This window comes from Pseudomonas sp. CC11G (assembly GCF_056174845.1).
This window is the reverse complement of the sequence record NZ_JBWBZC010000008.1, coordinates 100,598-113,241: the sequence shown is the minus strand read 5'-3', so window position 1 is coordinate 113,241 and position 12,644 is coordinate 100,598. Positions and strand designations below refer to the sequence as shown.

The window sequence follows — 12,644 nt, the reverse complement described above, 5'->3', positions numbered from 1 at the left end:
CAGCGTGATATCACCGAAAAGCAAAACATTGCTGTCACATAGCGGGAACATGACCACCGCTGGTCAGGCATAAATCTGCCCATTGCGGCCGTTTTTCCGGCAGTGCAAGCCTCGTTAAGTCCCCCTTTCTCATGTAACTCACGCCCGCCGATCGCGCCGTCAAAACATCTATTTAATCGATCATTAGCAGGCATAAATTGCGCTATTCGCCGATAACAATCCGATAGATCATGGCACCCAACACCAGCGGCATCCCACCGCCACGCCACCAACGGCGCGGCCCAACGAGCGCCAACTGGCTAACCAACGGAGGACACAAGTCATGATCGAACGTCGACCTTTTGAACAGATGGGTGGTGCCAACCATGGCTGGCTGAACGCTCGCCACCACTTCTCGTTTGCCGAGTACTACGATCCGAAACGAATGAACTGGGGCCAACTGCGTGTGTGGAACGACGACGAAATCGCGCCACAAAGCGGCTTCCCCCGTCACCCGCACCGGGACATGGAAATCATCACGTATGTTCGTGAAGGGGCCATTACCCACCAGGACAACCTGGGCAATAAGGGCCGTACCGAGGCCGGTGATGTACAGGTAATGAGCGCCGGTACCGGGATCGCCCACAGCGAGTACAACCTCGAGGATGAAACCACCAAGATCTTCCAGATCTGGATTCAGCCCACCGAGTTCGACGCGCCACCAGCCTGGGGTGCCAAGCCGTTTCCGAAAGGTGAACGTGCAGGTAGCTTCGTAACCCTGGCCAGCGGTGACAAGAGCGACAGCGAAGCCCTGCACATCCGTGCCGACGCCCGCTTGAGCGCTGCCACCCTGAAAGCCGGCCAGCAAACCGAATACCGCCTGGGCACTGACCGCAAGGCGTATCTGGTAGCGGCCAGCGGCGTGATCAGCGTCAACGGCGTTCAAGCCAACGCCCGTGACGGGATCGCGGTGAGTGGTGAAGATGTGCTGGTGTTCAACGCCGTCGAGGATGCGGAAATCATCCTGGTGGATGTGGCGTGATTCCCAGCGTTACGCAGTAAAAAAGGCAGCCTTCGGGCTGCTTTTTTTGTTGGGAAAGCAATCGCGGCTGAAGCTGCTCCTACAAGCGGGTGCGTTGCTCTGTAGGAGCGGCTTGAGCCGCGATTCCTGCAAACGACAAAACCATGTGCAGCCAGCCCATCTCAGGCTAGGCTACGGCTCTTTTTCCGCTGGAGCTGCCGCCATGAGCCACGACGTCGAAACCCTCGATACCGCCCCCGCCGTAGAGCCCCTGACCAGCACCGAAGCCCGCGTGCTCGGTTGCCTGGTGGAGAAGCAAGCCACCACCCCTGAAAGCTACCCGCTCACCCTCAATGCCGTGGTGCTGGCCTGCAACCAGAAAACCAGCCGCGAGCCGGTGATGAACCTTACTCAGGGCCAGGTCGCCCAAGCTCTGCGCGCACTCGAAGGCCGCAGCATGGCCCGTCTGGTGATGGGCAGCCGCGCCGATCGCTGGGAACACCGTGCCGACAAGGCGCTGGAGCTGGTGCCGGCGCAGGTCATTCTGCTCAGTCTGTTGTTGCTGCGCGGGCCGCAAACGCTGAATGAATTGCTGACCCGCAGCAGCCGCATGCATGACTTTGACGACGTCGAGGCGCTGCAACACCAGCTCGAACGCCTGGCCAGCCGTGGCCTGGCCGTGCAGGTGCCGCGTCAGGCCGGGCAGCGTGAAGACCGCTATATGCACCTGCTGGCCAGCCCGGAAGAGTTGGCGGCGGCGATTGCCAGTAGCGGGCGCAGCAGCGACGGGCCGGCGCCTTCGCAGTCGCGGATTGATGAGTTGGAAGAGCGCATCGCCCAACTGGAAGCGCGGTTGGCGAAGCTGGAAGAAGCGAACGGCTAATCACACGACCGAGTAAAGCCTCTGCCCTCACCCCTAACCCCTCTCCCGCACGCGGGAGAGGGGAATAGATTCAAGGCGCGGCTGATTACTCGACCAGCCCCCTCTCCCTCCGGGAGAGGGCTGGGGTGAGGGGCCGTTAAATTTGATTACCCGAAATAAAAAAACCGGCTCAAGGCCGGTTTTTTTTATGGATCAATCCAACATCCCCACATGCTTCGGATGGCTCGCCACCCGCTCAAGCCAGGCCCGCACTGCCGGGTACGGTTCCAGATCGAAACCGCCTTCATGCGCCACATGGGTATACGCATACAGCGCAATATCCGCGATGGAGTAATGATCGCCCACCAGATAGTGAGTGAGCGTCAACTGCTTCTCCATCACCTTCAACGCCTTGTAGCCGCCCTTGCGCGTGGCCTCGTATTCGGCGCGGCGCTCTTCCGGCAAGCCTTGGTACAGCTTGATAAACCGCGCCACGGCAATGTACGGCTCATGGCTGTACTGCTCGAAGAACTGCCATTGCAGCACTTGTGTACGCAGGCGCGGTTCACTTGGCAGGAATTCGCTGCCGTCAGCGAGGAAATTCAGAATCGCATTGGACTCCCACAGACAGGTGCCGTCTTCAAACTGCAGCACCGGAATCTTGCCGTTGGGGTTCATGGCGAGAAATTCCGGGGTCTGGGTTTCGCCCTTGAGAATGTCCACTGGCACCCACTTCGACTCTTTGCCGAGCAGGTGCAGCATCAATTTGACCTTGTAGCAGTTGCCGGAGAGGTAATCGCCGTAAACCTTGTACATATCAACCTCCTAATCAGGTTGTGTGAAAACTACTGCGCTAGGGCAGGCTGCGTTAAAAACAGGCTCAAAATGCTCATTGACTGCGTGTCAGCTGCGCTTTTTCGCCTGTTTTTGCCTTGCCTTCCCGTCGCTCGCTACGTTTTCACGCACTCTATAATTCGCGAGCTTTAACTTAAGCAGCGTTTTTTAATTGTGCTTGGCGGATAACATTGGCCAGACGCGAAAGGCCTTCGCCCAAACGGTCCGGCGAAATATGGCTGAAGTTCAACCGTAAATAGCCGTGGTTCTCGTCGGGCTTGGCGAAGAACGGCTCGCCGGGCATAAACGCCACGTTTTCCTTGAGTGCCGCATCCAGCAGCGTGCGGGTATCCAACGGCGTCTTAAGCGTCAGCCAGAAAAACAGCCCGCCCTGCGGCACGTTCCAGTCGGCCAGGTCGGCAAAGTGTTCTTCCAGCGCCAGCTGCATAGCGTCGCGGCGCACACGGTAGAAGTCGCGCAGCTCGGCCAGATGAGCCTTGTACTTCTCGGTGCCCAGCCACTGCAGCGCCTGCCATTGGCCGACGCGGTTGGTGTGCAGGTCGGCCGATTGCTTGAGGCGCAACAGGTGCGGGAACAGGTCTGGCGTGGCGATCAAAAAGCCCACGCGCAGGCCCGGCAACAGAGTTTTCGACACGGTGCCGGTGTAGATCCAGCTGGCCTTTTTCAGGCGGCTGACGATGGGCGTGGCGCTGCCGGCATCGAACACCAGCTCGCGGTACGGCTCGTCTTCAATCAGGGTGACGCCGAACTCGTCGAGCAAGGCGGCCACGGCGTCGCGCTTGGCTTCGCTGTAGCGCACGGCCGACGGGTTCTGGAACGTGGGAATCAGGTAGGCGAACGCCGGCTTGTGTTGCTCCAGGCGCTGACGCAACGCCTCCAGCTGCGGGCCATCGGCCTCTTGCGGCACGCTCAGGCACTCGGCGCCGAACAGTTGGAACGACTGCAGCGCGGCCAGGTAGGTCGGTGCTTCCAGAAGAATTTCGGTGCCCGGATCGATAAACAGTTTCGCCGCCAGGTCGAGAGTTTGCTGCGAGCCGCTCACGATCAGCACCTGGCTGGCCTCGCAGGCGATACCCAGCGAGCGCGCTTCGGCGGCGATGGCTTCGCGTAACGCGGGCTCGCCTTCGCTCATGCCGTACTGGCCGATGCCGCGCGGCATTTCGGCCCAGTCCACTTTCGGCAGCATGGCTTCGGCGGGCAGGCCGCCGGCAAACGACATCACTTCCGGACGCTGCGCAGCCGCCAGAATTTCGCGGATCAAAGAGCTTTTAAGACGGCTGATACGTTCGGAGAAAACCATGCAAGTCACCGGTAGCAAAGGCAGGGAAAAATAAGTCAAACTGCTTGACCGAAATCGGCTAAACCGAAACTACGACGATACGGATAACAACGTCAATATGCTTGACCTTAAAAAACCAACCTCGCAGCAAAATGCCATGGAAGCATTTTTCTTCGGCTACCAGGCATTCACCGCCAAAGCCGATGAAATGCTCGCCCGCCGGGGCTTGAGCCGGGTTCACCAGCGCATCCTGTTTTTTATCGGGCGCAGTCCCGGCATGAGCATGAAGGAGCTGCTGGGCGTGTTGGGGGTGAGCAAGCAGGCGCTGAATATGCCGCTGCGCCAGTTGCTGGAAATGGACCTGGCGCGCAGCGACGCCGCCACCGACGACAAGCGCAAACGCCTGCTCTACCTCACCGTTGAGGGCGTGAAACTGGAAGGCGCACTGCGCCGCGAACAGGTAAAACTGCTGCGCCGCGCGTTCGATGAAACCGGCGAGCAGGCGGTGAATGGCTGGTTTGCGGTGAACCAGGCGCTGGCGCGGCAAGCAACTAGCGAAGAATAGGCACAGTCGACGCAAAACGGACTACTCGCGACAACTGTACGGCCATTTGCGCCAATTGCTGTATCGGGACGCCAACCCGCGCCGCGCTTAGGCTGGACGCTTATCTGGAGTGGACCACCATGAGCCCCGAACTGCTACTTGCCTTTGTCGCCTTTGCCTTTGTCACCTCCGTGACGCCCGGCCCGAACAACACCATGCTGCTCGCCTCCGGGGTGAACTTCGGTATTCGCCGCACCGTGCCGCATATGCTCGGGATTAGCATCGGGCTGATGTCGTTGGTGCTGGCGGTGGGCCTGGGGCTTGGTCAGGTGTTCGAAAAAGTGCCCATGCTGTACGTGATGCTGCGCTATGTCGGCGCTATCTACCTGCTGTACCTGGCGTGGAAAATCGCCCGTTCAGGCCCACCCGATGCCAACGGCGCGGAACGCGGCAAGCCGTTCGGTTTCTTCCAGGCGGTGGCCTTTCAATGGATTAATCCCAAGGCCTGGATCATGGCCGTGGGCGCCATTACCACCTTCACCCCGCAAGAAAATTTCGTGGTCAACGTACTGCTGATCGCCAGCGTATTCGCCCTGGTCAATTGCCCGACGATGAGCGTGTGGACCGCCGCCGGCAGCCTGCTGCGCAATTGGTTGCGCAACCCGCGGGCCCTGCGTTTTTTCAATATCACCATGGCGCTGCTGCTGGTCGCCTCGCTCTACCCCATCTTCAAGGACGTGTGAATGGAAGCCGCCACCTCCCAACCGCTGCGCCCCCTGGCCGATAGCTCACCGTCGGCGGTGGTCGCCGGTTTTATCGCCATGATGACCGGCTACACCAGTTCGCTGGTGTTGATGTTTCAGGCCGGCCAAGCCGCCGGGCTGACCACCGCGCAAATCTCGTCGTGGATCTGGGCGCTGTCGATCGGCATGGCGATTTGCAGCATCGGTTTGTCGCTGCGCTACCGCACGCCGATCACCGTGGCCTGGTCGACCCCAGGCGCTGCACTGCTGATTACCAGTCTCGGCCATGTGAGTTATGGCGAGGCGATTGGCGCCTATATCACCTGCGCGGTGCTGGTGATTATTTGCGGGCTCACCGGCAGCTTTGAGCGCTTGGTCAAACGCCTGCCCGGCTCTCTGGCCGCGGCGTTGTTGGCGGGCATTCTGTTCAAGATCGGCAGCGAGATTTTCATCGCCGCCCAGCACCGCACTGGCCTGGTGGTGGCGATGCTGTTCACTTACTTGCTGGTCAAGCGCGTACAGCCGCGTTACGCCGTGCTCGCCGCCTTGCTGGTGGGCACGGCGCTGGCGGGGTTTATGGGGCTGCTGGATTTCAGCGGCTTTCATCTGCAAGTGGCGGTGCCGGTGTGGACCACGCCGAGCTTCTCCCTGGCTGCGACCATCAGCATCGGCATTCCCTTGTTCGTAGTGGCAATGACCTCGCAGAACATGCCCGGCATCGCCGTGCTGCGTGCCGACGGCTACAGCGTACCGGCCTCGCCGCTGATCAGCGTCACCGGTATCGCCTCGCTGCTGCTCGCGCCATTTGGCTCCCACGGTATCAACCTGGCGGCCATCAGCGCGGCCATCTGCACCGGCCCACATGCCCACGAAGACCACAGCAAGCGCTACACCGCCGCCATGTGGTGTGGGGTGTTTTACGGGTTTGCGGGGATTTTCGGTGCCACCCTGGCGGCGTTGTTTGCGGCGTTGCCCAAAGAGCTGGTGTTGTCGATTGCGGCGCTGGCGTTGTTCGGCTCGATCATCAATGGCCTGACCAATGCGATGGCCGAACCGAAGGAACGCGAGGCGGCGCTGATCACCTTTATGGTGACGGCCTCGGGCTTGAGTTTGTTTTCGATTGGGTCGGCGTTCTGGGGGATTGTGGCGGGGGTGTTGACGTTGTTGATCCTCAACTGGCGCAAGGCGTAACTATCCGATCAAGCCACCGTCATCCCCGCGCAGGCGGGGATCCAGGTTCGGTACTGGCGCATCAAACGGTGATCTTCTGCGAAATTCTGGATTCCGAATCGTCGGACCGCCGCCTGCGCGGGAATGACGGTGGTGGGTTGCTCATCACGCCAACCGAAAATGCTCCACCATCCCCTGCAACTCATGGCTCAAGCTCGCCAGCTCGATGCTTGAAGCCGCCGTGCCTTCCATTGCCATCGACGACTGATCCGCGCTGCTGCGAATATTGGTCACGCTGCGGTTGATCTCTTCCGCCACCGAGCTTTGCTGCTCAGCCGCCGCGGCAATCTGCTGGTTCATCTGGTGAATCACCGACACCGCCGCCGCAATACTGCCCAGCGCGCTTTCGGTTTCCAGCGCATCGCTGACGGTCAGCTCCACCAATGCCGTGCTGCTTTGAATCTGGGTGACCGAACTCTGTGCGCCTTTTTGCAACGCACTCACCAGCCGCTCGATCTCTTCGGTGGACTGCTGCGTACGTTTGGCCAAGGCCCGCACTTCATCGGCCACCACGGCAAAGCCCCTGCCCTGCTCGCCCGCCCGTGCGGCTTCAATGGCCGCGTTCAATGCCAACAAATTCGTTTGCTCGGCCACGCTTTTGATCACGCTGAGCACCGCCACAATATTGTGAATTTCGCTGCTCAGGTGCTGGATGCTGGCGCTCGCCGAACTGGATGACACCGACAGCTGCTCAATGCGCGCCAAAGTCTGACGCACCACGTTCTGGCCATTGGCGACTTTGCTATCCGCCGTTTCCGCCGCGCCCGCCGCTTCCTCGGCATTGCGTGCCACGTCGTGCACGGTGGCAGTCATCTGGTTCATGGCGGTGGCGACCTGTTCGGTCTCTTCTTTCTGGCTGGCCACTTCGGCGTTGGTCTGTTCGGTAACGGCCGACAGAGACCGCGCCGAGGTGGCGATCTGGTTGATGCCGACCTGCAAGCCACCCACCATGCTGCTCAGGCTGGCGGACATGCGCTGCATGGCGCTCATCAGTTGCCCCACTTCATCGTTGCCGCGCACCTGAATCTGCGTGCTGAGGTCGCCTTCGGCAATGCGGGTGGCAACATGAATCACGCTGTGCAGCGGTTTGACGATCACCCGAGTGATCAGCAGCGAGGCACACAGGCCCACCAGAATCGCCAGCGCCGACGAGCCGAGAATCAGCACCGAGTTGGCTTTCAGTTCCGCCTGCATGGCTTGGTCTTGCGCGGCGTATGCCTGGTTGACGTCGGTCACCACCTGCTCGGCGCGCTCGCGCATTTGCGCGTAAACCTGGCGCTCCTTGGCGAGCAGATCGGTGTATTCGGCGAGCTTGCCGCTGAAGGTGGTGATATTGGTGCTCACATCATTGAGCACGCTCACGTAGCCGGCGTCGGTCACCGAACCTTTCAGGGTGTCGGCTAGCTTCAGCGCTTCATCGGCCTGGGCGATCTTGCTCGACTCCAAAGCCTCGCCCTCGGCGGCCTTGCGACTGGCGGCCAGGCGCGCGTGGGCTTCGTTCATGGCTTGCAGCATCAGGCGCGACACCTGGCTGACCTGCCCGGCTTGCTCGATAAACTGCGCGCCGTTCTGGCCTTGCGAGTCCTTCAGTTCATAGGCGCCGTCGTCGGCCAAGCCGGCCTGCAGTAAATCCAGGTTATTGGCCACGCTGGTCACCGACCAACTGGCCATTTCCAACGCCAGATCTTTGGCCAGGGCCAGCTCGACGAACTGGTCGAACGAGGTGCGGTAGGCGCCCACGGCCTGCTCCACTGCGTCCATCGCCGGTGCACTGGCCGGCGACTGCTGTTTGAGCGCGGCGCTGGCGGCGAGAATGCTTTCCACGCCTTTACGCAGCGAATCGGCCGCCTTGGCATCGCCGGTAATGGAGAACGCCTGCTCGTCGAGGCGCACACGCAGCACGGCGCTGTTGATGGCCGACATCTGTTTAAGGCCGTCGAACCGCTGGCTGATGACTTGCAACGAAGTCACGCCAATGGCCGCCACCACGGCGGTGAGCACCAACACCAGGCCAAAGCCGGTGCCCAGCTTCTTTGCCATACCCAGGTTGGCAAAACGGCGTTGCAAGGCGGAAATCATGGCGCGGGTCCCCTATCGACGGCTTAACGACAGATCTGTCATTCAAGATTCGTGCGAAGTTGCGGCGCGCGGCAGCGTTGTACAAGCGGCTTTACCCCGGGGCATGGCAAATAGCTATGCCGGGGTCGCTTTCAGAACAAAAAACTGACGCCAAGGGTTTATACGCGCCCAGCGCGCGCACCGGCCCGACACGTAGGCTGCTCCATCGCAGCGCATCAAACTGACAGCCTGCTGACAACAGACATCACACAACAACAAAATCCGTTCTAGACCGCTCAACCCCGCCAGCACCCGCCTCTGCGGCACTCCGACACCCTTGAAACCTGCGTCGTTACTGAGCTAACGAAATTATTCAGCTAGCACTTTCGTCTAACAGTGCGTTGACAAAGCCGGTTAGCTCTGCAAATAATCCGGCACAGTTGTACGACAACATATAACAACAACAAAATTTGCAGGACAACGCCATGACGACTCGCCCCATAGCCAGTCCTTTACCGCGCCAGCCCTCGGCCCGGTCGTTCGTTCGCCCCCACGGGCCACCCCACCCTATTGAATTCGCTGACGGCTAGCCCTTAGCCCGCAGCAATGGCTTGGCCGTTTTTTTGCGGTTCAAGTTCCACGTCCCGGTACAGGGGCATCACCGGTTCCACCACAGATGCAGGCCATGGTTTGGCTCGCAGGGGAACGGCTTTTTCAAAAATGGGAGCACAACAACAATGACCACCCGCACCGTTCGTTCACTTGCCCTGTTGGGCGCAGGCAGCATGGCGCTGGCAATGCCACTCGCCAGCCAGGCTGAAGGCTTTCTTGATGACACCAAGGCCACGCTGAATTTTCGCAACGCCTACTTCAACCGCAACTTCACCAACCCGGCTTATCCGTCTGCCGCCAACCCGCAGAACAAGGCCGAAGAGTGGACGCAGAACTTTATCCTCGACGTGAAATCCGGCTACACCCCGGGCCCGGTTGGCTTTGGTGTGGACGTGCTGGGTCTGTACTCGCAGAAACTCGATGGCGGTAAAGGCACCGGCGGTTCGCAGTTGTTGCCGATTCACGACGACGGCCGCCCGGCCGACAACTTTGGCCGCCTGGGTGTGGCCGCCAAAGCCAAGCTCTCGAAGACTGAATTGAAAGTCGGCGAATGGATGGTGGTGCTGCCGATTCTGCGCTCCGATGACGGCCGCTCCCTGCCGCAAACCTTCCGCGGCGGCCAGGTAACTTCCCAGGAAATCGACGGCCTGACCCTCTACGGCGGCCAATTCCGCCAGAACAGCCCGCGCAACGACGCGAGCATGGAAGATATGTCCATGCAGGGCCGGGGCACGGTGCTGTCCGACCGCTTCAACTTCGGTGGCGGCGAGTACAACTTCAACGAAAAACGCACCACCATCGGCGTCTGGTATGCCGAGCTGGAAGACATCTACCAGCAGCAATACTTCAACGTGCTGCACAGCCAGCCGGTCGGCGACGTCACCCTGGGCGCCAACCTCGGCTACTTCATCGGCAAGGAAGACGGCAGCCAACTGGCCGGCGACCTCGATAACAAAACCGGCTTCGCCATGCTCTCGGCCAAATACGGCGGCAGCATCTTTTATGTCGGTTTGCAGAAAGTCAGCGGCGACAACGCCTGGATGCGCGTCAACGGCACCAGCGGCGGCACCCTGGCGAATGACAGCTACAACTCCAGCTACGACAACGCCAAGGAAAAATCCTGGCAGGTGCGCCACGACTACAACTTTGCCGCCCTCGGCGTGCCGGGGCTGACCCTGATGAACCGCTATATCAGCGGCGATAACGTGCACACCGGCGCCATCACCGACGGCAAGGAATGGGGGCGTGAATCCGAGCTCGCCTACACCGTGCAGAGCGGCACCTTCAAAAGTCTCAACTTCAAATGGCGCAACGCGAGCATCCGCCGCGACTACAGCACCAACGAGTTTGACGAGAACCGCATCTTTATCAGCTACCCGCTTTCCCTGCTGTAACGCTCACGCTTTTCTCCTCGTGTGGAACCACGTTTAGCCCGTCCTTGTGACGGGCTTTTTTTATGCAAAACCACACGTCATCCCGGCGCAGGCTGGGACGACGGTGTTGAGGGTGAGCACTCTGCCATCACTGAACATGGCAACCCACCCGTTCGCAGCTTATGCTCACCCCCATGCCCAATCGTTACGCGCCCTCGACCAGTTTCATCGACCTGTTGCTAGACGCCGTGTGCGTTGTGGACAGCAGCGGTCACTTTGTCTACGTGAGCGCCGCGTTCGAGCAGATTTTCGGCTACACCCCCACGGAAATCCTCGGCCGGCAAATGCTTGACCTGGTGCACCCGGAAGACCGCGCCAAAACCCTGCAAGCCGCCAGCGAAATCATGGCCGGGCTACCCAAGCTGCACTTTGAAAACCGCTACGTGCGCAAAGACGGCCAAGTGCGGCACATCATGTGGTCGGCGCGCTGGTCGCCGGCCGATCAGCTGCGCGTCGCCGTGGCGCGGGATATCACTGCGCGTAAAGAGGCTGAATCGATGCAGGCCGCGTTGTATGCGATTTCCGAGGCAGCGCATGCGGCCGAGGACTTGCCGGCGCTGTTCGAGCAGATCCACCAGATCATCGCGGCCCTGCTGCCGGCGCTGAATTTCTCGGTGAGCCTGCGCGATGAAAGCACTGGCGAGCTGGATTTCGTTTACCACGTAGACGAACAGCCCCACGCGCAGAACAAGACCGACATCAGCCTGTTCAACCAGGAAATTCTGCGCAGCGGCCACGCCGTATTGCTCACCCCGCAAACCCAACCCTGGTTGCCGGCGCACCTGCACTACCTGCTGGGCAGCGATGGTCAGCAATGCTGGCTGGGCGTGCCGCTGCATTCGCACCACGGCATCATCGGCACGCTTGTGCTCAAGCGGTACGCCGGGGCCACGCCGTATACCGATAAGCACCAGGAACTGCTGCAGTTCGTGTCCACCCAGATTGCCGCCGCCATCGAGCGCAAACAGCTGACCGCCACCCTGCTGCATATCGCTCAGCACGACCAACTCACCGGCCTGCCCAATCGCGCCCTGCTGCACGACCGCCTCAACACCGCCCTGGCCCGCGCCCGCCGCGAGTATGGGCAAGTGGCGCTGCTGTACCTGGACCTGGACAAATTCAAAGCCGTGAACGACCACCACGGCCACGCCACCGGCGACCTGTTGCTGCAAGCGGTGGCCGCCCGCTTGAAAAGCTGCGTGCGCGCCGTGGACACCGTGGCGCGCTTTGGCGGCGATGAATTTGTACTGCTGCTGGAGAACGTCGACCTGCCGGAGCATGCCCTCGGCGTGGCGGAAAAGATTCTGGCGGCGCTAGGCCAACCGATGGACCTGGCAGGCGTACAGCTGCAAATTCAGCCGAGCATCGGCATGGCCTTCTACCCGGAGCACGGCGATGCCCCGATGCAGCTCCTCAAGCAGGCCGACGCCTCGATGTACCACGCGAAAACCAGGGCGGTAACCGCGTGGCCTACCAGCCGCACAAGTAAGTACTAGGCCTGCTGCGCCTGCACTTCCAACTGCGCCAACCCCTGCTCGAAGGCCTGGCCGCACAGCTTGTCCATGTCCATCACCATATGCATACCCTTCATCAGCAGGTTTTTCGGCCCGCCCATGGCCCAGGTGACCCGCACGTTTTCACCCTCGGGCACCAGCGTGAACACCACATCGTTGTTGGCTTTGAAGGGTTTTAGAAACGCCAGCTTCATGCGCACCAACTCATTGGGCCGGCTCTCGACGATGGTCGAACTGCCCTGCCCCACCTGGATGTTGCCCACCCAGCTTTGCGTGGCGCCGACCCCGGTATCCGGGCCGCTGTAGGTGACCTGCATGGCCGGGTCGAGCTTGGCCCAGGGCGACCACTGCTGCCACAAGTGAAAGTCGTTGATTTGGGCAAACACCTTGTCCAGCGGCGCGGCGATGCTGCGCGAGCGCTCGACATGAAAGGTGTCGGGCTGGCGCGACACCACCAGCAGCAACACGACAACCGCCACCACCAGGGCGATGACTACAAAACTCAACATGACCA

Annotated in this window: 11 protein-coding genes and 1 pseudogene; 7 read left to right on the top strand and 5 right to left on the bottom strand. The window is 60.8% G+C overall.

The genetic code is table 11. The annotated features are described in order from the left end of the window. Positions 1-322 precede the first annotated feature (322 nt). A complete protein-coding gene (locus tag AC0V2S_RS12535) occupies positions 323-1,021 on the top strand; it encodes a pirin family protein (RefSeq protein WP_475510020.1) in 699 nt (232 codons plus the stop codon). Between the two features lie 202 nt (positions 1,022-1,223). Continuing rightward, positions 1,224-1,883 (top strand): YceH family protein, encoded by a 660-nt coding sequence (locus AC0V2S_RS12530; protein WP_475510019.1) that lies wholly within the window; start codon positions 1,224-1,226, stop codon positions 1,881-1,883. Between the two features lie 192 nt (positions 1,884-2,075). Here AC0V2S_RS12530 and AC0V2S_RS12525 read toward each other — a convergent pair whose 3' ends face one another. Further along, complete coding sequence (locus AC0V2S_RS12525) at positions 2,076-2,678, bottom strand: glutathione S-transferase family protein (protein ID WP_475510018.1); 603 nt, start codon at positions 2,676-2,678, stop codon at positions 2,076-2,078. 172 nt (positions 2,679-2,850) lie between these two features. Continuing rightward, positions 2,851-4,017 (bottom strand): aminotransferase-like domain-containing protein, encoded by a 1,167-nt coding sequence (locus AC0V2S_RS12520; RefSeq protein ID WP_475510017.1) that lies wholly within the window; start codon positions 4,015-4,017, stop codon positions 2,851-2,853. Positions 4,018-4,114: 97 nt separating this feature from the next. Here AC0V2S_RS12520 and AC0V2S_RS12515 point away from each other — a divergent pair, with 97 nt between their 5' ends. The 3 genes from AC0V2S_RS12515 to AC0V2S_RS12505 all read left to right on the top strand — a co-directional run bounded on the left by AC0V2S_RS12515 (position 4,115) and on the right by AC0V2S_RS12505 (position 6,474). After that, positions 4,115-4,561 carry a MarR family winged helix-turn-helix transcriptional regulator gene (locus AC0V2S_RS12515; RefSeq protein WP_475510016.1) on the top strand — a complete coding sequence of 149 codons (447 nt, stop codon included), beginning with the start codon at positions 4,115-4,117 and terminating at the stop codon, positions 4,559-4,561. Positions 4,562-4,680: 119 nt separating this feature from the next. Then, positions 4,681-5,283, top strand: coding sequence for a LysE family translocator (locus AC0V2S_RS12510; protein WP_475510015.1), 603 nt, complete (start codon positions 4,681-4,683; stop codon positions 5,281-5,283). After that, entirely contained in the window at positions 5,284-6,474 is a 1,191-nt protein-coding gene (locus AC0V2S_RS12505; protein WP_475510014.1) for a benzoate/H(+) symporter BenE family transporter, read from the top strand. A 144-nt stretch (positions 6,475-6,618) separates the two neighbouring features. Here the strand turns inward: AC0V2S_RS12505 and AC0V2S_RS12500 are convergent, their stop codons facing one another. Further along, positions 6,619-7,464, bottom strand: a complete 846-nt coding sequence (locus AC0V2S_RS12500) for a methyl-accepting chemotaxis protein (protein ID WP_475510141.1) — start codon at positions 7,462-7,464, stop codon at positions 6,619-6,621. A 15-nt stretch (positions 7,465-7,479) separates the two neighbouring features. Then, a pseudogene (locus AC0V2S_RS12495) lies at positions 7,480-7,707 on the bottom strand (HAMP domain-containing protein); the annotation flags it as partial. A gap of 1,601 nt (positions 7,708-9,308) precedes the next feature. Between AC0V2S_RS12495 and AC0V2S_RS12490 the strand changes: the two are divergent. Then, positions 9,309-10,577 carry an OprD family porin gene (locus AC0V2S_RS12490; RefSeq protein WP_475510013.1) on the top strand — a complete coding sequence of 423 codons (1,269 nt, stop codon included), beginning with the start codon at positions 9,309-9,311 and terminating at the stop codon, positions 10,575-10,577. Between the two features lie 173 nt (positions 10,578-10,750). After that, on the top strand, positions 10,751-12,112 hold the full coding sequence (locus tag AC0V2S_RS12485) for a diguanylate cyclase domain-containing protein (protein ID WP_475510012.1): 1,362 nt from the start codon (positions 10,751-10,753) through the stop codon (positions 12,110-12,112). Here the strand turns inward: AC0V2S_RS12485 and AC0V2S_RS12480 are convergent. Then, positions 12,109-12,639: an SRPBCC family protein gene (locus AC0V2S_RS12480; RefSeq protein ID WP_475510011.1), complete on the bottom strand. Its 531-nt coding sequence runs from the start codon at positions 12,637-12,639 to the stop codon at positions 12,109-12,111. The genes AC0V2S_RS12485 and AC0V2S_RS12480 overlap by 4 nt on opposite strands. Positions 12,640-12,644 lie beyond the last annotated feature (5 nt).